Source organism: Gammaproteobacteria bacterium (assembly GCA_011682695.1).
GTDB lineage: Bacteria > Actinomycetota > Acidimicrobiia > Spongiisociales > UBA4744 > BMS3Bbin01.
This window is the reverse complement of sequence record JAACED010000014.1, coordinates 19,224-41,272: the sequence shown is the minus strand read 5'-3', so window position 1 is coordinate 41,272 and position 22,049 is coordinate 19,224. Positions and strand designations below refer to the sequence as shown.

Here is a 22,049-nt window from a genome sequence, read left to right as displayed (position 1 = left end):
TCTCCGGGGCCCGCCCCCCGTTTGTTTCCTGTCAATGGGACCGTCGGATAGCGACGCCAGCATTGACGAGAATCGTGCCTTGTTGTTCCTGTCAATGGCAGCGTCGGATAGCGACGGCAGCATTGACGAGAAACACGGGGGCTAGACGATGCGTTCCCGCACCCTTGAGCTGAGGTAGTCCATGGACGCCACGACGATGGCGATGGCCAGCATGTTCACCGCCGCTGCCCGGTAGTTGAGCAAGCGGATATTCTGCTGCAGGACCATGCCGATACCACCACCACCGGCGAACCCGATGATCGTGGACATGCGCACATTGATGTCCCAGCGGTACAGCGTGAACGAGATATACGGCGGAACGATCTGCGGGATTACCGCATACACGATCGTCTGCACCCGAGTAGCACCGGTGGCCTGCACGGCCTCGAGGGGTCCGGGAAGGATGCTCTCGACTTGCTCTGAATAGAGCTTCGCGAGCGCCGCGATCGTGTGCAGCGACAGCGCCAAGGCACCGGCAAACGGTCCGAGACCCACCCACACGACGAACACGATCACCATCACCAGTGGCTCGATGGAGCGGATACCGTTGAACAGCGTGCGGGCCATGTAGTAGATGGTCAGCCCGATGCTGATCGCTTCCTTCTTGTAGACACGTGCTGCCAAGGCAAGGCCGAAAGCCGCTCCAATGGCGGCGGGCACCCAGATGATCTTCAGCGGATCCTCGATTCGGTAGAGCCACGAGATTCCCTGCCCGATGATGAGCATGACTGCTGCACCTGCTGCAGCGGCGAGCGGAAGGCTGATCGGACGGGTGACCGAATCGGGGGCATGGGCGCGGAGCCAGTTCGCGAAGCGACCGGCGAGACCCATGAGAACGCCAGCGGCGAGGATCGCGGTGGCGAGAGTGATTGTGGCCGCCAGAATATCGCCCAACGTCGTCGCGAAACCGCCCAGGAAACCGAAGGATGCGAGTTGTGGCGTCAGCCAGTCCCCGAACCGTGTCAGGAGGTTGGCGAGTAGGAAGAGGACGATGATCCCGAGGACCGAGGCTGAGAACAGGACCAAGGCTCGTGTCACGCGCAGCCCGGTCGACGGTGGCTCATCCTCCACGGCGGGAAGCGACCAGCGGAACGCGATGCCGATCAGTACCGGCAAGACGATGAGTCCCAGCAGCAACAGCCCGAGGTTTGACGTCAGGTGCCCACTCAGCATTCGAGCCTGGTGCGCAGCCGTGATACCGACGCCGACACCGATGGGGAACGCCAGGATCTGCAAACCCAGCTTCACGAGCGGGATCTTGATGTCCTTCATCAGGTTGCGAGAAGCGAAGAACGACATCGGAACGGCGATGAACACACCGAGCGTGGTAGCCAGCAAAGCCAGGAACACGGTCTCGAGGATCTTCTCCCACGTCTGCTTTGCTGCCTCGGAAATCCGCGGTGAGGTGACGGTGACCTCGCGGCCGGTCAGGGGGTCGATCGACTCAACCTGAACGGGGTGAAAGATCGTTCCCTCCGGTTCGCGTGTGATGGCACGGATGGTCTGCTGTTGGTCGGAAGGCCGTTCCCTCGTGTCGACCGTCACTGTGAATTCGCCGTCCTCGTCGGCGAGGAATTGCTGTCCCAACGGCAGTTCGAGGTCGTTGGTCGGAGGGACCAAATAGATGGTGACCCTGGCATTCGGAGAGAAGTTCTCGCCGATTACGGTGACCTCGGCGCCGGGGTCCGCGCATGGCGGCTCGGCGATGATTCGGCGTTCATACGGATCGGTCTCGGGAGGGGTGAAGCCTCCCGGAGGACACGGCATGAAGAAGGGAGCGTCCGTGTTCGTGTTGACTCGCTCATACGTCACGAGTTCGGGTCGTGCAAGGGACCGGATGACTCGGGTGAGTTGCGCGAGGCGCGATTCGGAGCGGATTTCGCTGAGGTCGACATTCGTGACACTGAAGCCGTAGGCATACACGACGACTCCAGCGATGATCGCCAGTGCCACGATGAGGGAGTGCATGCGTGAACGGCGGGGTCCGTCTGAGTTAGCCAACGCGCTCTGCCTCCTCTCCGTAGATCTCTTTGAACTTCTCGTCGTCGATCTCCACAGGGGGACCTTCGAACACGAGATGTCCGTCTTTGAGGGCGATCGTGTTGTCTGCGTACCGGTGGACGAGGTCGAGGAAATGCAGCGAGCAGATGACGGTGACGTTGTCTTCTTTGTTGATGAGTTCGAGGTACTGCATGATGGAGTGGGCGAGCACGGGGTCGAGGCTGGCGACCGGCTCGTCGGCGAGGACCATCTCCGGGCTCTGCATCATGGCTCGGGCCACGCCGACCCGCTGCTGCTGGCCGCCGGAGAGTTCGTCGGCGCGTTTGTGCGCCTGATCCAGCAGACCGACGCGCTCGAGCTGGGCGAACGCGCGTTCGACCTGCTCTTTGGGAAACTTGTTGAAGATGCTCAGGGCCGGGTTCACGTAGCCGAGGCTGCCTTGGAGCACGTTCGTCAGCACCTTGGATCGGTGCACCAGGTTGAAGTGCTGGAATACCATGCCGATGCGCCTGCGGATCCGGCGCATGTCGTCCTGGGAGGCGGCGGTCACATCGATGCCGTTCCAGATGACCCGACCTTCAGTCGGTTCGATGAGGCGGTTGATACAGCGCAGCAAGGTGGATTTCCCCGATCCGCTCAGGCCGATCACCGCGAGGAATTCTCCCTCGGGTACTTCGAAGCTGACGTCTTCGAGAGCGACGGTGCCGCCTTCATAGACCTTGGTGAGATGTTCGACCTTCAGCATGCCCTATCCGTTGATCGTCGGTTTTGCTCGCAAGATGGGGCAGGGTGTACCCCTGCCCCATCTTGGCGTCTCAACTGCGGATCCGATCAGCCTTGGGGGGTGTATCCGACAAGAGCAACGATCTTTCGAAGGTTGTCGTACTCGGAGTCCGTGGCGGGTGCGATCCCTGTCCATCCGTAGAAGTCCTGGTTGCCGATCGACTCAGCCCAGGCGTCTGTCTGGGAGAAAGCCATCAGGGCATCTTCGATCTGCTGGCGAACGTCTGCAGGAAACTCCGGTCCGAAGGACAGAGTGTCGTTCGGGATCGCCGGCGAGATCATCATGATCTTCACCTTTTGGATGATGTCTGGTGCGTCGGTACGGACACTGGCCCGTGCGTCGAGCACACGCCATCCATCACACATCAGCTTCTTGCCGTCCTCGGTTGGAGCGCACGAGGGGACCAGATCATCTGGAATGTCGGGAGCGTCGCCTTCTTCCCAGCTACCTTCAGGCAGCAGCGGTGGGCTGAAGTACGATGTCGCAAAATCGGCGTCGCCACGATAGACGGCGAGCACGGCGGCACCGTGGCCACCCGCTTCGAGTGTCTCACTGGGCGTGACACCGGCTTCGTTGAGCATCAAGGTCGGGACCATGTAGCCGGATGTCGACCCGGTATCCGGGTACGCCCATCTCTTGCCGTCAAGGTCAGCCAACGTATTGAGGCCACTGTCGCGACCGACGAGGATTTGTGCCCAGTAAACGGCATGACCGTACCGGACCGCCTTGAAGGCAACGTCGACGCCGCAACGGTCGCTGGCGAGGACATAGCCGAGACCAGGGATGAAGCCCATGGTGTTGGCGGGGGATGCGCACATTTCTTCGATGGTTGCCGCGTAGGACGTCGGCACACTCACCTCGAAGGTGAGTCCTGTGGCCTGGTTCAATGCGTCGGCCATGATCTCGCCACCTGCGACGATGACTTGGGCGTCGACCGACGGGACGAACAACACCTTGATCGGGTTCTCAGGGGTCCCGATGGCCGGTGGCGGCGCCTCAGTTGTGGTGGTGGTTGGAGCCGCGGTGGTCGCTGGTGCGGCCGTCGTGGCTGGTGCGGCCGTCGTGGCCGGTGCTGCGGTCGTTGTTGTTGCTCCACCGCCGCATGCGGCAGCGATCATTGCGAATACAGCAACGAGCAGCAGGAATCTCCAGCTTTTCATTCCGCCCTTCCTTGCTCGTGGACGAGTTCTGCGTTGCGCGCAGCGCAGCGCACTCCTGAGGCTAGTGCATGAGGGACGCGGCTTCTATTCGGACTGGGGCGAAGCCAATAGCAGGAAGTCGTCCCATGAGTGCACATCCACGGCGCGGTCCACCGGCTTGTTCCACGGGCGGACGAAACGGCAGACCGTTGCCTCGGGCCGTTCGGTCACGAGGCGCTGGATCTGGTGGGGCGCATCGTCGAGATAGACGTCGCAAGGGACCTGCCATTTGGCCTCGATGATGTGAACTTCCCTGGTTGGGATGCGCTTGTCGGCCAGCCATGCGAACGTGTCATGGATGGCCCAGCCGGGCTTGGAGGTAACGATGACGATGTGATGCCCGGCGGCCGTCAGGGCTTCGAGTGTCTCGAGTGCTCCTTGGTACAGGTCGAGATGTCGAAAGATGCTCCCACCGCCGTGACCTTGCGCCCACGCCCAGAACTCACGGTCGTTCCGGAAGTGGGTCAGGGTATGGAGCCCATCCCAGGACTGCACGGAATGGAGCGGCAGTTCGGTCTCGAACTCGGTGTTGTATTGGTCGATCCATCCGGCGTTGAAGTCGGCAACGACGCCGTCGAGATCGATGCCAAGCCGCAGGGGGGTCATGACGAGGAGGGTAACCGGGACCCAGTGGTCCAGTGGCCGGCAGCTGACGGGGCGTCGTCCGTCGGGAACGCTTCGACGAGCGTCGTCCGTCGGGAACGCTTCGACGACTGACGACTGACGACTGACGACTGACGACTGACGACTGACGACTGACGACTGACGACTGACGACTGGCTGCCTCAGATCGTCTGGACCAAGGCCACGATCTCAGGCACTCTTCGTGCCAGCACCTTGCTGGAGATGAGTAGGCCGATCGCGTAAATGAATGCCCCCCACAGCAGCGACCCGGCGATCGCCACCCACGGGGAAAGCGCCTGGCCGAAGGACACCACGAGCGTGAACGCGGAGACCGGCCCGACCATCAGGACGGTGATCACAAAGAAGGACACGACCTGTGCCCCGACCGAAAGGCAACCTTGCTCTGAGGCTTGAGCGAACATGTCGGTCCCGACATTCGGTAGACGCAGCGGAGCGAGGACCGAGACGATGTTGCCGACCGAGAGTTGGCATGCGGCTGCGGTGAGGGCGAGCGGCGGGATGAGCCAGAGGACGTCCCAGGCATTTGCGACTCCAGCGAGGATGACGGAGAGGGTGAGGGTCTCGAGGAGGACTGCGGAGGACGTCGCGAGATTCTTGCCGACGATCATTTGGAAGGGGCGAATGGGGAGGGCGAACAGGAATGAGGCGGCGTTGCGTTCCCACCCGAACTGGTTCAGCGCAATCGGAAGCCCGACGAAGATGACGACCAGTGGCCCGAGGAGCGGGAGCCAAACACTGGTGCGCAGCAAGGAGAGGGTCGCGGTACCGACCATGACCGAGGCCGCGATGACCCCGAGGAAGATGACGGCCCCTGTCCAAACCATTCGCTGCCGAGGATCTCGAAGATAAAACCGGAGCTCCTTCCTTGCGATGAGCAGCGGTGCGGACCAACCGGGGAGGTGAGCAAGGCCATGGCCATTCCTACGCGCCATCGGCGAAGTGGCAGCCTCCGAGGTCGTGGTGAGATGTTCGATGAGTTGATCCCATCCGGCACCGATCAGCAGCAGCCATCCGGTAGCGACCGTCAGCATTGTGATTGCCGCGATCCAGTTGCCGGAGCCGGCTTCGACGATCGCACGCTGGGCAGCTACAGGGGGCAGAGCCCACGCGAGCGGCGAGAGTGGGTAGGACAGCACCGCGCCTTCCATGCCAAGGGTATCGATGGTTCTGGAGAGCATCTGCTGAAGGCCGAACCCTGCGACGCCGATCGACGCGACGAGCAGCATGGCAATGTCTCGGCCACGCCGGCCGCGAAGGACCCTTGTCACAAAACTCGAGAAGGCTCGTCCGCTCACGATCATGAGCAGCAGCAGCAGCGCCGAGCCCAGCCACGCGATCGGCGCTCCGGGTCCGTGCGCGAAGAGACGGAGATCATCTGCGAGGAGAACGATTGGGACCAGGAGTGTCGGTGTAATGAGGGCGGCGGCTGCGAGACCGACTATCCGTTTTCCGCGAGGAATCGGGGAGAGGGAGAATCGTGCAGGGTCGAGCGTTTCGTCGAGGGGAAAGAGAAGGACCGGAAGTGTTGCCCACGCCAGCCACGTAATGAGGGCAGCCCAATAGGTGAACTCCGCTCGCGCTTCGCTGGAGAGCGAAAGCGCAGCGTCTAGGAATTGCTGGGACAACCAGAACGATATCCAGATGATGAGCAGCACAACGAGGGGGAACCCGACGGCGCGTTGCCTGTCTCGCTTGAGACCATTCACGAGAAGGCGCCACTTCAGCCAGACGAGGCGGTTAACCATCCGAGTCCTTCACCGAGATCTTCGGCTCCCACTGCCGAAAGGAATGCGTCTTCCATCGATCCGTATCGCGCCTTGAGATCTGCCGGAGTTGCTTCGGTCACCAGCTTGCCGTGCAGCATGATCCCGACTCTTGTGCACAGCCGCTCCACCAGGTCCATCACGTGGGATGAGAACACGACCGTCGAACCTTGGGCCGTGTAGCTCTGGAGCAGTCGCCGGATGAGGCGCGCGCTGACGGGATCGACGCCCTCGAACGGCTCGTCGAGAAACAGGACCGGGGGAGCGTGGATGACTGCTGCAGCGAGTGCCAGTTTCTTGCGCATCCCTCGTGAGTAGTCGGCGATGAGCGCGGACGCCGTGTCTTCGAGGTCGAGCAGGTGGAGCAGCTCGCGACGGCGCGAAACTGCATCTTTCTTGGGAATGTGATGAATCGCCGCCGTGAAGTCCAGGAGTTCGGCCCCGGTGAGGCGGTCGTAGAGATTGAATTCCTCGGGGAGGACGCCGACTCTGCGTTTGACCTCGATCGGTTGACGCCATGTCTCGAACTCACTGATCCCCGCGGTGCCTGCCGTGGGCCGAAGAAGGCCCACGATCATTTTGATCGTCGTGGTCTTCCCGGCACCATTCGGTCCAAGAAGTCCGTAGAACTCCCCGCTGGCGATGGAGAGGCTCACGTCGTCGACAGCCAGGTTCTTGCCGAACCGGCGTACGAGACCGCGGGCCCACACGGCGGGGGTTCCGGCCGGCAGAGCATCTTGGATTTCGGTGCCCGTGTCGCGAGCGTCTGGTGTCTGGTTCACTGAACTCCTGTCTCGTAGCGTATCGGACGCCAGGGGCACAAACTTGTGGGAAGAAAACCTTCGGATGTCAGTTATCGATGTACGCCAGGATCTCTTCGGATCGAATTCCGGTCGGCGATTGGTGACCGGCGACTCGAATAAACCGGCGACCGGCTGCTGTCACCGGTCCCCGCTACTATCGCCATCAGTGGATTACCAGGCGCTCTACCGCAAGTACCGGCCGCAACGCTTCTCGGAAATCGTAGGCCAGGATCACATCACCGAGACCCTTGCCCGAGAGATCGGGGAGGGACGTGTCGCCCACGCCTACCTCTTTGCCGGACCACGCGGTACCGGAAAAACCACGACTGCGAGGGTGCTCGCGAAATCGCTGAACTGTCCGGATCGTGATTCCGAGGGTGAACCGTGCGGAGTGTGCCCGTCGTGTGTGGCGATTACCGAGGGATCCTCGCTCGACGTGATCGAGCTCGACGCTGCTTCTCACAACAGTGTGGAAGACATCAGAGAGATGCGGGTGAGCGTCTCGACCGTCGCTTCGGTCGGAGGGGCGAAGCGAGTGTTTATCCTCGACGAGGCGCACATGCTGTCCAAGGCCGCAGGCAACGCACTGCTGAAGACGCTCGAAGAGCCGCCAGAGCATGTCCATTTCGTGCTGGCCACCACCGAGCCGTACAAGCTGCTCGATACCATTCGGAGCCGTTCCCAGCGATTCGATTTCCGGCAAGTGCCGGTCGACGTGCTCATCGCACATCTGCGTCGCATCAGCGCGTCGGAAGGCTACGAATCGGCCGACGTCGCTTTGGCAGCGGTCGCTCGTCGCGCGAGAGGTTCGGTCCGCGACGCACTCAGCCTGCTGGAACAGGTTGCGGCGCTCGGCGAGGGGAAAGTGGAAGTCCAGGGGGTGAACCGGGCTTTGGGTCTCGCCGACGGTGAGGCATTCTCCCGGCTCTCGTCGGCCATCACGAGCCAGGATGCGAAGGCGGCGCTCGAGCTGATCGCGGAACTCTCGTCCCAAGGTGTTGATCTGAGACGATTCGTGTCAGAGGCTCTCGGTTACTTCCGTGGCGTGTTCCTCGCCCACTACGCGCCCAATCTCGCTGAAGTGGCCGATGAACCGGAGGCGACGCTGGATGAGTGGCGGAAGGTGGCTAGCGAGTTGCCGCCACCAGAGGTGCTGCGCGCTGTCGACCATCTCAGTGAGGCGCTCCTGAGGCTCAGAGAAGGTCGTGAAGAGCGACTCATGGTCGAGTTGGCATTGCTCAAGCTGACCCGGCCGGAGACGAGTGCCGATGTCGCCTCCTTCTCGACCCGGATGGATCGGGTCGAACAGCAGGTGAGGCGTATCCAGCAGACGGCGCCTCGACCCTCCCGATCCCCGGTGGTCACTTCGTCGCCGGCGGGCAAGGTCGATGATTCAGAGACGACGATGGAGCAGACATCGAAGGTGGAGCCGGTACCGATCACCGAGCCGGTACCGACCGCCGAGCGGGTACCCACCACCGAGCCTCGGGACGCCCAGCAGGGATCGGTCGAGATCTATGAGGAGCACCTCGACGCGGAGGCCATGCCTCCGGTCGAGGGGCTGACGATCGAGCAGTTCGAATCGGTGTGGCCGGCACTGGTGGGCGCCGTTCGAGACGAGTTGGGTCCGCGCCGGCTCGCGATGTTCCGCGAGGCGAGCCCTGGGCATGTGGAAGGATCGACGATCGTGCTTGTGCTTCCCGAGCATCTCGGTTTTCATCTCGCGCAGATCAACAGCGATCCGCACATAGCCCAAATCGTCGCAACTCGAGCAGGCGAACTGCTTGGAGGATCCGTCCAGATCGTCTTTCGGTCGAGCGCCGCCGCACCGGCTGACGTGAGCGATCAACGGGCCCCCGACAAGGATCAACTCGTCGAGGCTCCCGCCGACGCAGATCCGGGAGCGCTCGTCGAGGGCTTGCTCGGCGGGCAGGTCATCGAGGACATCCCCAGGGACTGATACCCTGGTGCCCATGGGAATGCGACCACAGGATATGCGCAAGCTGATGCAGCAGGCACAGCAAATGCAGGAACGGATGGCCTCCGTGCAACAGCAGCTCGCGGAGAGCGAGTTCGAAGGATCGGCCGGCGGCGGCGTCGTAAAGGCCATCGTCACCGGCGGCGGTTCGATCGTCTCCGTCGACATCGACCCGTCGGTGATCGATCCCGAGGATCCGGAGATGCTCGGCGACCTGGTCGTTGCCGCCATCAATCAGGCACTCGGGGCAGCATCGGGCGCTGCCGAGCAACAGATGGGCAGCGTCACCGGGGGACTCGGGAGTCTTGGAGACCTCCTCGGCTGATGTTTGCGGCTCCCGTTCAGCGTGTCATCGACGAGCTCTCTCGGCTGCCGGGAATCGGGAGGAAATCGGCCCAACGACTGGCATTCCATCTGATGGGTGTCGAAGAGGCGGATGCTCGCCGTCTCGCACAGTCGATCATCGACATGCGCACGCAGGTACAGGTATGTCGCCGTTGCTTCAACGTCGCTGCCGAGGACGAGTGCGCCATCTGCCGGGACTCTCGGCGTGATGGTTCGCTCGTGTGCGTTGTCGAGCGTCCTCAAGACATCGTCGTTATCGAGCGGACACAGGAGTTCCGGGGCCGCTACCACGTGCTCGGTGGTTCGCTCTCACCGATAGCGGGAATCGGGCCCGGTCAGCTCCATATCACCGAGCTTGTGGGGCGGATTGCCGACGAAGGAATCCAGGAAGTGATCGTGGCCACCAACCCGACGGTAGAAGGTGACACGACTGCCATGTATCTGGCAAGGGAGCTGAAGCCGTTGGGGGTACAGGTGACCCGTCTCGCGAGTGGGCTCCCCGTCGGTGGGGATCTGGATTACGCCGACGAACTCACCCTCGGGCGGGCATTGATTGGCAGACGGGAGATGTAGGGGACGACACAATCCCCCACAAAGTCAACGAAACAGGGTAGGTTTTGGGTGTCGTCGGACGCGGCGGCCGGGGAAAGAGCGCTGGAACCCTCCGGTGCGTGAGCGAGGGAGAACTCGTGAACAAGAAGGAAATGGCCGACAAGCTGGCCCAGAAGACCGGCTTGACAAAGACCAAGGCTGCAGAAGTGATCGAAGAGATCTTCTCCACGAAGCCGGGCGAAGGCATTATTGCCGTCGAGTTGGATGCCGGCCGGAAGGTCGAGATCGCGGGCTTTGGTAAGTTCGGAACGCGTAGCCGTTCCGCCCGCAAGGGCCGTAATCCTGCCACGGGCGAAGAGATCACGATTGCTGCGACGAAATACGCCTACTTCAAGCCATCCACCGGGCTTCGCCGTCGCGTCGCCGAGTAGTCGATAGGGTCCCAGGATTCCGCCGAGTGATGCATGGTCGTCCGATGTGTGCCATGTACTGCTCGGCGGGCTCCTAGGGTCTCAACGGTGCACATCGTTTGGGACTGGAATGGAACTCTGCTTGACGATCTGACGCAGGTCGTCGATGCGGTGAATGTGACGTTGAGAGAGATCGGCGAGCCGTCGATCACCGTCCGAGAGTACGGGGCGCACTACCAGCGCCCTGTACGGCGTTTCTATGAGTCGCTTCTCGGAAGGACGGTTCCCGACGATGAGTGGCGTCTGATCGACGATGTCTTCCACGTAGCCTATCGGGACCTGCTCCCGCAGATGAGGCTCGCACCGGACGCAACCGCGGCGCTGAACAGCGTGACCGGAGCCGGTCACACACAATCGCTCCTTTCGATGCTTTGGCACGATGACCTGGTGACCATGGTCGAACGATTCGGCATTGGATCATCGATGAGGCGTGTCGAAGGCCTTCGAGGGGAGCGGGGAGCCCGCAAGCAGGCTTTCCTCGAGAGCCATCTCCAGGCTCTCGGAGAGAGCGGGAACGTTCAGGGAGTGCTCATGATCGGTGATGCCCTGGACGACGTCGAAGCGGCAGTGGCCGTTGGTGCCAGATGCGTGCTCTACGACCGCGGGACATTTCCGCAGGAGCGGATCCAAGCCACCGGAGTGGCGACCGCGTCGACACTGGTGGGAGCCCTCGAGGTCGGTGGCGCGATCTAGGAGACAGCCACCAGCCACCAGTGACCAGCCGCCGGCGAGGGGCATCACGGCCGCGCCGCGGTCTCGTCGACGTTTCGGCGCAGTACTGGCGACTGACGGCCGATGACCGAATACGGCGAGCGAAGCGAGCCTGTCAGCTCAAGGGGACGCTGCTGATGTGCTCCAGCTTCTTGAGATTGTGTCGCGTGTGGACGTAACGGATGGCGCCGGTCTTCGAACGCATGACCACTGAATGTGTTTCCGCACCGTCCGCGAAGAATGTCACCCCGTCAAGGAGCTCCCCACCGGTGACCCCCGTGGCCGCGAAGAAGACGTTGTCGGAGTCGACCAGGTCCCTTGTTGTCAGCACGGCGTCGAGGTCGAGGCCGTTCTCCAAGGCATACACGCGCTCTGCGTCGTCTCGCGGCCAGAGCCTGCACTGCATCTCACCGTCAAGGCAGGCCAGTGCCCCTGCAGCGATCACCGCTTCTGGAGATCCGCCGATACCGAGCAGGATGTCGATACCGGAATCCTCCTCTGCAGTCGAGATGGCTGCGGAAACGTCACCATCTCGGATCAGGCGGATGCGCGCGCCCACGGCGCGCACCTCGTCCACGTACTTCTTGTTCCGCGGACGATCGAGGATGATTGCCGTGAGGTCGTTGATGTCTTTGCCCAGGGCGCGGGCGAGTTGACGCAGATTGTGGGCGACCGGGGCATCCAGGTCGATTAAGCCGGCGGCTTCGGGGCCGACGGCAATCTTGTCCATGTACACGAGACTCCCCGGTGCATACATCGAACCGGCCTCCGCGACCGTGATTACGGCAAGCGCTCCGGGCATGCCTTCCGCGGTCAGCGTCGTACCGTCGACGGGGTCCACGGCAACGTCGACTTGCAGACCTTGTCCAGAACCGACGCGCTCGCCGTTGAACAGCATGGGAGCGTTGTCCTTCTCACCTTCACCGATGATGATCGTTCCGTCGATCGCCACGGTCGAGAGGACCGCACGCATCCCGTCTACGGCGGCCTGGTCTGCGTTTTCCTTGTCCCCTCTGCCCTGCCACCTGGCGGCAGCCATCGCTGCCACTTCCGTGACGCGGACCAGGTCGAGTGCGAGATTGTGATCGGGCGCTTCCAGCATCATGCAAACACTTTCAGAATCAGGGCATCGCCCTGGCCGCCACCACCACAGAGCGCCGCTGCACCGATGCCGCCTCCTCGCCTGCGGAGCGCGTTGATCAGGGTCACCGTGATGCGGGCTCCGGATGCGCCAAGCGGATGTCCCAGAGCCACCGCACCACCGTAGACGTTTACCTTCTCCGGGTCGAGGTCGAGCATGCGGGCAGACCAGACGGCGACCGAAGCGAACGCTTCGTTGATCTCCACGAGTTCGAGGTCCGCTGCGTCCATGCCGGCCTTCTTCAAGGCAAGCGCGAGCGCCTCACCCGGACGCTCCTGGAGCGTGGCATCTCTGCCTCCGATCTGGCCGTAGGACAGGATCTCGGCGAGGATCGGCAGTCCTTCGGCTTCTGCAGCAGCACGATCTGCGACGACGACGGCGGCCGCGCCATCGGTGATCTGTGAAGCGTTGCCGGCTGTAGCCGTTCCGTCATCCGAGAAAGCCGGCCGAAGTCCTGCAAGGCTCTCCATCGTCGTGTTCGGGCGGATGCCTTCGTCTGCGACGACGACGATCGGGTCGGCTTTGCGCTGTGGCACTTCGACAGGAATGATTTCATCGGCGAACGCACCGGACTCTGTAGCTGCCTGGGCCCGTTTGTGACTGTTGAACGCCCACCGGTCCTGCTCTTCGCGATCGATACCCAATTGCGCACTCTTGCGATCGGCGGATTCGCCCATGATGCAATGATCGAAGCTGCACCAGAGGCCATCGTGCAGCATGGCGTCGACGAGTTGTACATCGCCCATCCGGGCTCCCCACCGAGCCTTGGGAGCGATGTAGGGCGTATTCGTCATGGACTCCATGCCTCCTGCCAGCACGAAGTTGGACTCGCCGAGGCGGATCGATCGGTCCGCCATGGCGATGGAAGTCATCCCCGACAGGCACACCTTGTTGATCGTCACAGCTGGGACCGTCATGGGAACTCCGGCCTGGACGGCGGCCTGTCGAGCGGTGATCTGACCTTCTCCTGCCTGGAGCACCTGGCCGAAGATCACCTCCTCGATGCGTTCCGGAGCGAGCCCGGACCGTTCCAGCGCGCCTTGCATCGCGGCCGCGCCGAGCTGGACTGCCTTCAGTGGCTTGAACACTCCAGCGAACCTGCCTTGTGGCGTTCTGGCGATTCCGGTAATCACGGCACCCATGGGGACTCCTTTTGCGCGACTGAGGCATCGTACCCCAGGGGCGGTAGGCTGTTCCCGTGAAGGCGTTCAATCTCGACCATGTCGCCATTGCCGTCGACGATCTCGATGCATCCCTTGCAGAGTTCAAGGAACTCCTCGGCGTCGAACCGCTGTCACGCGAGGTCGTCTCTGAGCAGGGAGTGGAAGAGGCGATGTTGCCGATCGGGGGGTCCTACCTGCAGTTGATTGCGCCGCTGTCATCGTCGAGTCCGGTGGGCAAGTTCCTGGCCAAGCGCGGCGAGGGTCTACACCACGTCGGCATCGCGGTGACCTCGATCGACGATGCCCTGGACCATCTCAAGGAGCGAGGAGCGCGTCTCGTTGATGAGGAAGCCCGCACTGGAGGTGGTGGCCATCGCATCGCGTTCGTACATCCCGCGACGCTGGCCGGTACGCTGATCGAACTGGTGGAACTCAATGGAGACTGAACTTCACATCGCAGGCGGCGCGGGTCCGCTCGAAGCCGCAGCAATCGCCGCCGTGGTCCGGCAGGTCTTGTTGGAGGAGGAAGTGGCAGCTTCCCTGCCATCGATGCCACACCTCGAAAGCCCCTGGGTGTTGTCAGGGCGCACGGAGGCGCCGCTGGAGAAGTGACAGAGACGGTTTGCTCAACTAATCGGTGGCCAGGTCGAAAGTAGAGAGATGAGGGATCGTCCTGCCGAAACCGGGTTGTCGCGCTCACAGCGTCGTTACCACCGGCTGATCACGTCCATCGTCGTGTTCGTGCTGGTTCCTGTGCTGGCATGGCCATCGGTGGGATGGGCGATATGGAGCAGCCGACCGGTTCGTGATCTCTCGTTGGTCGTTTTCGACCAGACGGTGCTCGACGACTCGTATCGTGAGCACCAGGCCCTGGGTCTCGTCCTTCATTCGCTGAAGGTCCCCTTCTCGGTAAGTGAGGGTTACATCGGTTCTGCTCCCGGGGGTTCGCCGATCGGTCAGTGGCCGAGCATGAGGCCCGATCTCGTGATGCTGGTCGACGCCTACGGCGTGTACGTCAACGATGATGGCGCAGTCGATCCCCAGGGGCACCAACGGGTCTCGGGCCGACTCGAAACCTCCGACGTCGAACGCATCTTCGGCTGGCACGAACAGGGGACGTGGCTCTACGGGGAGACGCAGATTCTTGGCGATCCGACTCCTGTCGAGGCGAGGGAGAGGCTCGAAACCCTGTTCTCGGTCGAGTCGAGCGGATGGTCGGGACGCTGGTTCGACGATCTGTCGACCGTACCGGAGTCGTTGCGGACCGGTGACTGGGACTACGCGGGGAGCGGCATCGTCATGGTTTCGAAGAACGACAGGTTCGTACTGTCGGGAGCGGAACTCACCGGGAACTTCCCACGGGTCACAGGGCAGACTCCCCAAGGGCAGGACTTCGACGTTCCTTTTGGCAACTGGTTCGAGATCGTCGAAGCGAAGGGCACCGTCGATGCGTGGTTGGAGTTTCCCGTGACCTCCTCGGGAGCGGTCGCCCTCGAGCACCGCGGGCTGCCAACCAGCGCGCCGATGATCATTCGGGGCGAACGGACGATATACATTGCCGGTGACGTGAGCGAAGCGGCGGTATCGTTTCCCCTGCGGAGTGTCGCAGGAAGTGCAGCTGTGGTGAGGTGGCTGCCGCAGACCGTGGATTCGGCATTCTTCTACCGTGCCTACATTCCGGTCGTAACCTGGCTGGTTGGAGCAGCAGGAAACGGTTGAAGCAGGAGTGCCTCCGGGAAGGTCGTAAGTGGCCCGTTGCGCAGCTATGGTGATCAACCAGCATGAGCGCAGCAAGAATCCTCGTTGCTGAAGACGACCGGGTCGTCTCGATGCTCGTCTCCAGGAGTCTCGAAGCCTCCGGCGCGCGGGTGACTGCCGTCTATGACGGCATCGACGCGTATGAAATGGGTAAGAGCGGCGAGTTCGACCTTGCGCTTCTCGATCAGGTGATGCCGGGGCTGTTGGGAGCGGAAGTACTTCAGAGGTGGTCGGATGACGGTGTCGATCTTCCGGTCATCATGCTCTCCGGTCTCACAAGTGAAGAGGACATCGTCGCCTGTCTCGACCTCGGTGCTGTCGACTTCGTGCGCAAGCCGTTCAACGTACGGGAAGTCCTTGCTCGTGTGCGCGTGCAGCTGCGGGCTGCCGGCCTGAGTCTCGAGGGGTAGCACGGCACCGGTAGGAGCGGCGGACCTGCCGAATTCGATCGATGGCCACCGGCGACTTCCGAAGGCCACAGGGCAGGTGGCACCTTCCGATTGCTTGAACCGTTTAACTCGCCGTGCTTTGCGGCCGACGTTATGGGTGAATGAGAGCCGAACGATGAGTACGCAGTTGGTGCCGGTGCTCTTGGTCGTGGTCATATCCTCGGGTCTGATCGCAGTGTGGCTGTTCGCGACCAAGGTGATCGGTCATTTCAAAGGGCGCTTCGACCAGTTTCGCCGCGCCTCCTACATCGGAGCACTCAGCGAGATCGTGACGCGGTCCGGCTATCCGCTGCACACGCTCCGCTCCTGGGCCGAGGATCGAGTGTTCCTCGAAACGCTCCTGGATTTCCTGCGGTCCGTACAAGGCGCCGAACGAGCCAACCTCCTGCGGATAGCGAGGGACCTCGGCATCGTCGAGCGTTTTGTCCGGGACCTGGAGAGATCCCGACGCAGAGAGCGGAGGGTCGTCGCAGCCGGTGCCCTTACAGAACTTGCCGACCCGACCACAGCGGATGCCTTGCTGGCAGCTCTCGGTGATAGCGTCCCGGAGGTTCGGGTGCAAGCCGCCGATGCTCTGGCCGGGCTGAAAGATCCGCGGGCGGTGGAGCCACTCGTCAAACTGCTGGAACAGGAAACGGAATGGAACGCCAGCAGGATCGCCGATTCTCTCGTGAAGTTCGGTTCGGTCTCCGTACCCGTTCTGGCTGGGCATCTCACCTCGACCGACCCGACCGTGGAGCGCTCCGGCCGTCGGCTGCCGCTGATCGCAAGGGTGCTCGGCTCCATTGGTGATGTGGCTGCAGAGCCGGCTTTGATGAGTGCTCTGGAGAGTGGAGATGATGAGCTGAGAATCCGGGCAGCCGCCGCACTGGGAACCGCCGGTACGCCACAGTGTGTTCCCGCGTTGATGAGCGCCGCGACCGATCCTGTGTGGGAAGTTCGTGCCCAGGCGGTCAAGGCGCTTGGCGACCGGATGGACCCTCAAGCCGTCGAGGTGCTGGTCGAAGCTCTCCGAGACCCGAAGTGGTGGGTGCGTCGCAATGCTGCCGAGGCGCTTGCGATGATCCCAGGTGGCAGGCAGGCTCTGATCGACGCCCAAGACGACCAGGACCGCTTCGCTCGCGATGTAGCGAGAGAGCAGCTGATGTTGAGCGGGAATCTCCCTGCCGTGGACTCGTTTGCGCCGGACGATACGGCGGTGGAGGAGGCTGGATGAATTTCGTTGAGGTGTTCAACTATGCGGTGCTTCTGTATTTCATCATTATGGAACTGCAGCTGGTCATCCTCGCGTTCATTTCCTACCGTGCGCTGCGCGCCGACCAGTTCTCTTCCCGGTTTGGGCGCATCCACGACATGCTCAGCTCGGACACGACTCCGCCCGTATCGATCATCATCCCCGCGTACAACGAGGCTGCCGGCATCGCGGAATCGGTGCGCTCGATGGCAATGCTCAAGTACGCCAAGAAGGAAATCATCGTTGTCAATGACGGGAGCACCGACGACACGTTGCAGCAGCTCATCGACGAGTTCCGCATGGAGCCGGTCGATACCCCGTACCGTGCCCGTCTCGAGACCCAGCCCGTCCGGCGTACCTATCGTTCCCGGCTCCCCCTGCCGATCGTCGTGGTCGACAAAGACAACGGTGGCAAGGGAGATGCAATCAACGCCGGCATCAACGTCTCGCGGTGTCCCTATGTGATGGCCACCGATGCCGACATGGTGCTCGATGAGGAATGTCTACTTCGCGCGGTCCGACATTTCGTCGAGGATCGCGCCCGGACGGTGGCCGTCGGCGGCAACGTCCGTCCGCTCAACGGATGTGAGGTTCGACGCGGGAGGGTTACAAACGTGTCACTTCCCAAGCGGCCGATCGAGATGGTCCAGGTCGTCGAGTACATCCGCTCGTTTCTCGCTGCACGCCCAGCGTGGTCGGCACTCGGGTCTCTGTTGATCGTGTCGGGTGCGTTCGGGATCTTCAAGAAGGAAGCCGTGGTCGACGTAGGTGGCTACCAACAGGGACATCTCGGTGAGGACATGGAACTGACGATGCGGCTGCATCGGTACTACCGCAAGCAGCGGAAGCCATACCGGATCGTCTACGCGCCTGATGCCGTTGCATGGACGGAGGTGCCGACGACAAGAGAGGTGCTGCGCAAGCAACGGATTCGCTGGCATCGCGGACTGATGCAGGTCGTGTGGCAGTACCGGGGGATGCTGTTCAATCCGCGATACGGCATCATCGGGATGATCGCCTGGCCATCATTCGTCGCATTCGAGTTCCTTGCACCGATCGTCGAAGTGATCGGTTGGGTGGTTGTACCTGCATCGCTCGCGCTCGGGTTGCTCAACCTGGAGATAGCGATTCCACTCATCCTGGTTGCCCTGGCGATCGGCACGGCGAACTCGCTGATTGGACTGATCCTCGACGAGCGCTTCGGATACTACGAAGGTCCCGGAGAGGCGTGGCGGCTGCTGGTCTACTCGGTGGGAGAGCAGCTGGGGCTGCGGCAGCGAACGGTCTGGTGGCGGGTTCGTGCGATGTTTTGGAATCCGCGGCGGAAGGTCTGGGGTGACATGCAGCGCACGGGGGTTGGCAACCTGTCGCGAGAGGTGTCGTGATCCCGGCGGTGAACGCGCCGTCTGTAGTGGGGTCTCGGTGTCTCTTGGCACCTGCCGGCGCTTCGCAGTCTTGACCTTTGCTTCTCAGAACGCGATGTATCTTCGTCTCGCGGTCTGGCTGTGTACGCGGTTGCGGTACGGAATACGTCCTGTCACGTGACACCGTGTCGCCACCACCGCAACCCGGGACTGGCTACCGTCCGCTCACCCGCTTCCTGTGCAGCAGCTTCGCCAGCTCTCTGCTGCCGAGGAGTTGTGCAACGCCCGCGTAGACGAGGACGACGACGAGAGCGCCGGTGGCGAGAGCGCCGAGGGAGACGGCTGCATCAGGTACGGAACTGCCGGTGATGAGCCTGACCACACCCCAGGTGGAGAGGCCGGCCACGACGCCGGCGGCTGTGCTCCGCCAGGCTGTGTCAAGAACCGGTCTCAGATCTTCGACTCCATTGCGGACATACCAGATCGACGCGAGTGCAATGGCGTAGATGGCGATCGAGAGGGTGCTGGCGAGGGCGAGGCCTCGGATGTTCATGATGTGGAAGAGCCACATGTAGAGGGGTATCGCGACCGCGGTCGCCGCGGTGCCGACTCCGACGGGAATCCACATGCGACGTTGTGCGTAGAAGGCTCTGGCATAGATCTGGTGGATTGCCCAGAACGGGATACTCAGCGCGTAGAGGGCCAGGAGACTGGCGGTTACCAGGGTGTCGTCCGGTCCAAATCGGCCGCGCTGATAGGCGATGCGGATGGCGGGCAGCGCTGCTCCGGCAGCGGCGGCGGCCGCCGCACATCCGAAGAAGATGCCGTACCGCAGCGCGCGAGTGACCGTCTGGCGAAACTCACGAATGCGCCCTTCTGTGAACAGGCTCGCCAAGAACGGATACGCGGCGACACCGGCGGCCTGGGCGATCATTCCCACAGGGAGCATGTTGATGCGCCTGGCATAGGCGAGCAGACCGGTGGACCCGGCTTGTGCGAGCTGGCCGAAGAACTTGAGGAACTGCTCATCGAGGACGGCGACCGACTGTCCGAGCATGAGTGGCAGCGCCATCAGCAGGTATTCCTTCAAAGCGGGGTGATTCCAGGGAACGCCGCGCTCCCATCGGAGGCCGAGACGGTGCGCCCCATACCATTGGAGTCCGAAGTTCCCGATCGCTGCCCCGGCGAGAGCTCCCCATATGAACCCCTCTGCGGACGTGTCGCCCGCCCGCCATGCGAGCAGTCCGCCGGCGATGATCATGGTGTTGTAGACCAGGGGAGCCAGGATCGGTATGACGAATCGTTTGTGGGTGTACTGAACGGCCATGAACAGCGACCCGAGAACGAAGAAGATCTGGGCCGGGAACACGATGCGCATCAGGTGAGCGAGTTCGTCGAGTTCCGCAGCCGTGAATTTCGGGAAGACGACGGAGACGATGGGACGAGCGGCGATCATCGCAATCACGGTGAGCACCGTCATCGTGATGGCCACTGGACGAAAGACCGCAGCGAAGGATCGCCACCCTTCCCGTTCGTCTCCTGCTGCCAGGTGACGTGACAGGATCGGAATGAAGGTGATACTGAGGAACCCGCCGGCCATCAGATAGAACAGGATGTCAGGAATCGTGAAGGCATCCTGGAACAGATCCGCAGCGCGTGTCGACCCCAGGATCCCGGCGAGCGTCATGGTGCGGAGGAATCCGAGGAGGCGGGAAAGCAGGATGCCGCCGGAGACGATCAGGGCAGCCTTGCCGAGGCGCGTGCCGCTCATGGGGTGCCCCGAGCTGCACGCAGTTCTTCGAGCAGCTCTGCCGGTACCCGCAAGTCCCCATGCCCTCTTCCGACCCGCACACCGGGTAGGTACGAGCCGTGGTAGTCGGATCCCCCTGACGGTATGAGACCGTGGCTCCGTGCCACCGATGCGAGTTCCAAACGCTCGTCGGGCTGGTACTCGGCGCAATAGGCCTCGAGTCCGACGAGCCCGACCGACCGAAGCCATCGGAATGTGCGTGCGAACTCGTCGGCCGTGTTGTGTCCGAGAGTGTGGGGATGCGCGAGGACCGACACGGCACCCGACGCTTTTGTGAGCCCGATGGCGTTCTCGGGAGTGAGCCGCTTTTGGCTCACGTAGGCCGGCTTGCCGTCTGCCAGTAATTCGCAGAATGCGCTGTTGATGTCGTCGACGATGCCTTTGCGGACCAGGACGGCGGCGAAGTGGGGACGGCCGACGACACCCATGCCGGCCTCCAGTGCCACTTCTTTGTAGGTGATGTCGATACCGAGGTCTTGAAGACGTTCGACAATCGTGTGATTGCGGACATCTCGCCCGCGTTGGATGTTGGCGAGTTCGTCTTGGAGGGGTCCGGGCCCTGCGTCGAGGAAGAGCGCGACCATGTGCATGGTGCCCGGTGTCCATTCGCAGGAGATCTCAACTCCGGGCACGAGTTCTACGCCCTCTTGGTCGGCAGCCTGGTGCGCCTCAGGTATGCCTTCGAGGGTGTCGTGATCCGTGAGTGCAACAGCCGTGAGGCCGGCCTCAGAAGCACCATGGACGACGTCGGTCGGCGAGTCGCTCCCATCGGAGAAGAAGCTGTGTGTGTGCAGATCCACTGCCATCGAGGTGAGCGTACCTGGAGAGTTCGCCGAGTCCATGCCTGCGTGGCTCAAGATGGGGCCAGTGAGGTGGAAGGTCAGCCGGTGATGTTGATCGTCACCGTGTTGATGTAGACGGTCTCCAGGGGGTTGCTGTTCTCGCCTGACGCCGAGGGACCGACCGGAACCGCCGCGATCGCATCGAGGGTGGTATCACCGTCGAGGACCGTGCCAAGCAGCGAGAATCCGGGTTGGAGGCTCGTGTCGTCGAGCACGACGAAGAACTGACTTCCCGTGGAGTCGGGTCCCGAATTGGCCATGGCGACGACACCGCGATCGTAGGCGAAACCTGCCGGCGGGAACTCGTCGGCGATCGTATAGCCGGGCCCACCGGTGCCGACTGCTGTCGGGTCGCCACCCTGGATCACGAAACCAGGGACGATGCGATGAAAGACGGTTCCGTCGAAAAAGCCCTGTCGGGCGAGGAACACGAACGAGTTGACCGTCTGTGGAGCGGCCGTGGGATCCAGATGGATGACGATGTCACCGCAAGATGTCGCAACCGTGGCGGTCACGATCGCAGCAGGGTCGATCTGCTGGTCGTCCGGGGCATCGAACTGCATCTGCCGTGCGGGTGGTGGAGCAGTTGCACCACAGGCCACCTGCTGGCCTCGGAACGCCTCGTAGGCGGGACCAAGGGCTGAGGGAGCGGTCGTGTCTGTCGTCGGCTCGGCGATCGTCGTGGATGACGATTGCGTCGAGGTGGTCGTGGTGGTCGCGTCCGATCCCCTGGTCAGATTCGAGAGGGTAACGACGGCCATCACGAATGCCGCAATCCAGATGCTCTGGATGAAACGCCGTTTCAGGAGCGCGTTTCGGCGGGCTCTTTGCAGACGTTTCCGTTTCTCTTCCCGGTTGCGGTGCTGACGATCGCGTTTCTCGCTTGGCATGACGGAGCGATGCTAGTGCCTCGGCGGGCAACGTTTCCGGCCGACAGAACGGCGAACCCAGGGCTCGTAGGTACCCGTGGGGTACCCCTGAGCCCTGGGTTCGGGAGT

General features: G+C 62.5%; 22 protein-coding genes. 11 read left to right on the top strand and 11 right to left on the bottom strand.

Annotation, left to right across the window (positions count from 1 at the left end):
• Window positions 1-141 precede the first annotated feature (141 nt).
• The 6 genes from GWP04_04510 to GWP04_04485 form a co-directional block, all read right to left on the bottom strand.
• Window positions 142-1,212 (bottom strand): ABC transporter permease subunit, encoded by a 1,071-nt coding sequence (locus GWP04_04510; GenBank protein ID NIA24810.1) that lies wholly within the window; start codon window positions 1,210-1,212, stop codon window positions 142-144.
• 820 nt (window positions 1,213-2,032) lie between these two features.
• Window positions 2,033-2,785: a phosphonate ABC transporter ATP-binding protein gene (gene phnC, locus GWP04_04505; GenBank protein ID NIA24809.1), complete on the bottom strand. Its 753-nt coding sequence runs from the start codon at window positions 2,783-2,785 to the stop codon at window positions 2,033-2,035.
• An 86-nt stretch (window positions 2,786-2,871) separates the two neighbouring features.
• Window positions 2,872-3,984: a phosphate/phosphite/phosphonate ABC transporter substrate-binding protein gene (phnD, locus tag GWP04_04500; protein NIA24808.1), complete on the bottom strand. Its 1,113-nt coding sequence runs from the start codon at window positions 3,982-3,984 to the stop codon at window positions 2,872-2,874.
• An 84-nt stretch (window positions 3,985-4,068) separates the two neighbouring features.
• The gene (locus GWP04_04495) at window positions 4,069-4,629 is read right to left on the bottom strand and encodes a hypothetical protein (protein ID NIA24807.1); all 561 of its coding nucleotides are present in this window, start codon (window positions 4,627-4,629) and stop codon (window positions 4,069-4,071) included.
• Window positions 4,630-4,808: 179 nt separating this feature from the next.
• Window positions 4,809-6,413 (bottom strand): hypothetical protein, encoded by a 1,605-nt coding sequence (locus GWP04_04490; protein ID NIA24806.1) that lies wholly within the window; start codon window positions 6,411-6,413, stop codon window positions 4,809-4,811.
• Window positions 6,389-7,174 carry an ATP-binding cassette domain-containing protein gene (locus GWP04_04485; GenBank protein NIA24805.1) on the bottom strand — a complete coding sequence of 262 codons (786 nt, stop codon included), beginning with the start codon at window positions 7,172-7,174 and terminating at the stop codon, window positions 6,389-6,391. Before GWP04_04485 ends, GWP04_04490 begins: the two co-directional genes overlap by 25 nt.
• A gap of 226 nt (window positions 7,175-7,400) precedes the next feature.
• Between GWP04_04485 and dnaX the strand changes: the two genes are divergently transcribed.
• The 5 genes from dnaX to GWP04_04460 all read left to right on the top strand — a co-directional run bounded on the left by dnaX (window position 7,401) and on the right by GWP04_04460 (window position 11,272).
• Window positions 7,401-9,194: a DNA polymerase III subunit gamma/tau gene (gene dnaX / locus GWP04_04480; GenBank protein ID NIA24804.1), complete on the top strand. Its 1,794-nt coding sequence runs from the start codon at window positions 7,401-7,403 to the stop codon at window positions 9,192-9,194.
• Between the two features lie 19 nt (window positions 9,195-9,213).
• Window positions 9,214-9,537 (top strand): YbaB/EbfC family nucleoid-associated protein, encoded by a 324-nt coding sequence (locus GWP04_04475; GenBank protein NIA24803.1) that lies wholly within the window; start codon window positions 9,214-9,216, stop codon window positions 9,535-9,537.
• On the top strand, window positions 9,537-10,130 hold the full coding sequence (recR, locus tag GWP04_04470) for a recombination protein RecR (GenBank protein NIA24802.1): 594 nt from the start codon (window positions 9,537-9,539) through the stop codon (window positions 10,128-10,130). The genes GWP04_04475 and recR overlap by 1 nt, the downstream gene beginning before the upstream one ends.
• 131 nt (window positions 10,131-10,261) lie before the next feature.
• On the top strand, window positions 10,262-10,540 hold the full coding sequence (locus GWP04_04465; protein ID NIA24801.1) for a DNA-binding protein: 279 nt from the start codon (window positions 10,262-10,264) through the stop codon (window positions 10,538-10,540).
• Window positions 10,541-10,627: 87 nt separating this feature from the next.
• On the top strand, window positions 10,628-11,272 hold the full coding sequence (locus tag GWP04_04460; GenBank protein NIA24800.1) for an HAD hydrolase-like protein: 645 nt from the start codon (window positions 10,628-10,630) through the stop codon (window positions 11,270-11,272).
• A 133-nt stretch (window positions 11,273-11,405) separates the two neighbouring features.
• Here the strand turns inward: GWP04_04460 and glpX are convergent, their stop codons facing one another.
• Together glpX and GWP04_04450 are read right to left on the bottom strand one after the other, a co-directional pair.
• Window positions 11,406-12,395: a class II fructose-bisphosphatase gene (glpX, locus tag GWP04_04455; GenBank protein ID NIA24799.1), complete on the bottom strand. Its 990-nt coding sequence runs from the start codon at window positions 12,393-12,395 to the stop codon at window positions 11,406-11,408.
• Window positions 12,392-13,573 (bottom strand): acetyl-CoA C-acyltransferase, encoded by a 1,182-nt coding sequence (locus GWP04_04450; protein ID NIA24798.1) that lies wholly within the window; start codon window positions 13,571-13,573, stop codon window positions 12,392-12,394. The genes glpX and GWP04_04450 overlap by 4 nt, the downstream gene beginning before the upstream one ends.
• 56 nt (window positions 13,574-13,629) lie before the next feature.
• On the opposite strand from GWP04_04450, the gene mce reads away from it, so the two are divergent.
• The 6 genes from mce (at window position 13,630) to GWP04_04420 (ending at window position 18,420) form a co-directional block, all read left to right on the top strand.
• The gene (gene mce, locus GWP04_04445) at window positions 13,630-14,040 is read left to right on the top strand and encodes a methylmalonyl-CoA epimerase (GenBank protein NIA24797.1); all 411 of its coding nucleotides are present in this window, start codon (window positions 13,630-13,632) and stop codon (window positions 14,038-14,040) included.
• On the top strand, window positions 14,030-14,206 hold the full coding sequence (locus GWP04_04440; GenBank protein ID NIA24796.1) for a hypothetical protein: 177 nt from the start codon (window positions 14,030-14,032) through the stop codon (window positions 14,204-14,206). The genes mce and GWP04_04440 overlap by 11 nt, the downstream gene beginning before the upstream one ends.
• 48 nt (window positions 14,207-14,254) lie before the next feature.
• Window positions 14,255-15,313: a hypothetical protein gene (locus tag GWP04_04435; GenBank protein NIA24795.1), complete on the top strand. Its 1,059-nt coding sequence runs from the start codon at window positions 14,255-14,257 to the stop codon at window positions 15,311-15,313.
• A 62-nt stretch (window positions 15,314-15,375) separates the two neighbouring features.
• Entirely contained in the window at window positions 15,376-15,762 is a 387-nt protein-coding gene (locus GWP04_04430) for a response regulator (GenBank protein NIA24794.1), read from the top strand.
• A 154-nt stretch (window positions 15,763-15,916) separates the two neighbouring features.
• A complete protein-coding gene (locus GWP04_04425) occupies window positions 15,917-17,017 on the top strand; it encodes a hypothetical protein (GenBank protein ID NIA24793.1) in 1,101 nt (366 codons plus the stop codon).
• Window positions 17,014-18,420 carry a glycosyltransferase gene (locus tag GWP04_04420; GenBank protein NIA24792.1) on the top strand — a complete coding sequence of 469 codons (1,407 nt, stop codon included), beginning with the start codon at window positions 17,014-17,016 and terminating at the stop codon, window positions 18,418-18,420. Before GWP04_04425 ends, GWP04_04420 begins: the two co-directional genes overlap by 4 nt.
• Before the next feature lie 193 nt (window positions 18,421-18,613).
• Here the strand turns inward: GWP04_04420 and murJ are convergent, their stop codons facing one another.
• The 3 genes from murJ to GWP04_04405 form a co-directional block, all read right to left on the bottom strand.
• Complete coding sequence (murJ, locus tag GWP04_04415; GenBank protein ID NIA24791.1) at window positions 18,614-20,170, bottom strand: murein biosynthesis integral membrane protein MurJ; 1,557 nt, start codon at window positions 20,168-20,170, stop codon at window positions 18,614-18,616.
• On the bottom strand, window positions 20,167-21,015 hold the full coding sequence (locus GWP04_04410; protein ID NIA24790.1) for a PHP domain-containing protein: 849 nt from the start codon (window positions 21,013-21,015) through the stop codon (window positions 20,167-20,169). The genes murJ and GWP04_04410 overlap by 4 nt, the downstream gene beginning before the upstream one ends.
• Window positions 21,016-21,089: 74 nt before the next feature.
• The gene (locus GWP04_04405; GenBank protein NIA24789.1) at window positions 21,090-21,941 is read right to left on the bottom strand and encodes a peptidylprolyl isomerase; all 852 of its coding nucleotides are present in this window, start codon (window positions 21,939-21,941) and stop codon (window positions 21,090-21,092) included.
• Window positions 21,942-22,049: the final 108 nt, after the last annotated feature.

Coding starts and splice junctions, on each gene's coding strand:
- GWP04_04510 (NIA24810.1), bottom strand. CDS start 1,212: ATGCTGAGTGGGCACCTGACGTCAAACCTCGGGCTGTTGCTGCTGGGA.
- phnC (NIA24809.1), bottom strand. CDS start 2,785: ATGCTGAAGGTCGAACATCTCACCAAGGTCTATGAAGGCGGCACCGTC.
- phnD (NIA24808.1), bottom strand. CDS start 3,984: ATGAAAAGCTGGAGATTCCTGCTGCTCGTTGCTGTATTCGCAATGATC.
- GWP04_04495 (NIA24807.1), bottom strand. CDS start 4,629: ATGACCCCCCTGCGGCTTGGCATCGATCTCGACGGCGTCGTTGCCGAC.
- GWP04_04490 (NIA24806.1), bottom strand. CDS start 6,413: ATGGTTAACCGCCTCGTCTGGCTGAAGTGGCGCCTTCTCGTGAATGGT.
- GWP04_04475 (NIA24803.1), top strand. CDS start 9,214: ATGCGACCACAGGATATGCGCAAGCTGATGCAGCAGGCACAGCAAATG.
- recR (NIA24802.1), top strand. CDS start 9,537: ATGTTTGCGGCTCCCGTTCAGCGTGTCATCGACGAGCTCTCTCGGCTG.
- GWP04_04465 (NIA24801.1), top strand. CDS start 10,262: ATGGCCGACAAGCTGGCCCAGAAGACCGGCTTGACAAAGACCAAGGCT.
- glpX (NIA24799.1), bottom strand. CDS start 12,395: ATGATGCTGGAAGCGCCCGATCACAATCTCGCACTCGACCTGGTCCGC.
- GWP04_04450 (NIA24798.1), bottom strand. CDS start 13,573: ATGGGTGCCGTGATTACCGGAATCGCCAGAACGCCACAAGGCAGGTTC.
- GWP04_04440 (NIA24796.1), top strand. CDS start 14,030: ATGGAGACTGAACTTCACATCGCAGGCGGCGCGGGTCCGCTCGAAGCC.
- GWP04_04435 (NIA24795.1), top strand. CDS start 14,255: ATGAGGGATCGTCCTGCCGAAACCGGGTTGTCGCGCTCACAGCGTCGT.
- GWP04_04430 (NIA24794.1), top strand. CDS start 15,376: ATGAGCGCAGCAAGAATCCTCGTTGCTGAAGACGACCGGGTCGTCTCG.
- GWP04_04425 (NIA24793.1), top strand. CDS start 15,917: ATGAGTACGCAGTTGGTGCCGGTGCTCTTGGTCGTGGTCATATCCTCG.
- GWP04_04420 (NIA24792.1), top strand. CDS start 17,014: ATGAATTTCGTTGAGGTGTTCAACTATGCGGTGCTTCTGTATTTCATC.
- murJ (NIA24791.1), bottom strand. CDS start 20,170: ATGAGCGGCACGCGCCTCGGCAAGGCTGCCCTGATCGTCTCCGGCGGC.
- GWP04_04410 (NIA24790.1), bottom strand. CDS start 21,015: ATGGCAGTGGATCTGCACACACACAGCTTCTTCTCCGATGGGAGCGAC.
- GWP04_04405 (NIA24789.1), bottom strand. CDS start 21,941: ATGCCAAGCGAGAAACGCGATCGTCAGCACCGCAACCGGGAAGAGAAA.